This is a genomic window from Paraburkholderia phymatum, from assembly GCF_040965635.1.
Taxonomy (GTDB): Bacteria; Pseudomonadota; Gammaproteobacteria; order Burkholderiales; family Burkholderiaceae; genus Paraburkholderia; species Paraburkholderia phymatum_B.
Window position 1 is genome coordinate 1 of record NZ_JBFRCH010000131.1, and the last position, 361, is coordinate 361.

The 361-nt window shown below is 68.7% G+C and carries 1 protein-coding gene; it reads left to right on the forward strand.

Features of this window, described 5'->3' with window-relative positions; all coding sequences use genetic code 11:
• Positions 1-361, forward strand: a 361-nt coding sequence (locus AB4Y32_RS40505) for a tetratricopeptide repeat protein (RefSeq protein ID WP_368726589.1), incomplete at both ends; no start/stop codon positions are given.

Consider the following 361-nt stretch of genomic DNA (forward strand, 5'->3'; position numbering starts at 1 on the left):
CGTACCTGAACAATCTGGGCAACATGCTGCGCGAGCATGGCCGCCTGGAAGAGGCGATCGCGCGGTATCGCGAGGCGGTGTCGCTGAAGGAGGCGTACCCGGAGGCGCACAACAATCTGGGCAACGCACTGCGCGAGGCGGGGCGCGCGCAGGAGGCGATGCACAGCTGCGCGCGGGCGCTGGAGCTGAACGGGGCGTACCCGCAGGCGTACAACAACCTGGGCAATGCGCTGCAGGACCTGGGCGAGCTGGAAGCGGCGGCGAAGAGCTACGGCAAGGCGCTCGCGCTGGCGCCGGATTACGCGCAGGCGTACAGCAACCTGGGCCATGTGCAGCGCGAGCAGGGGAAACTGGACGAGGC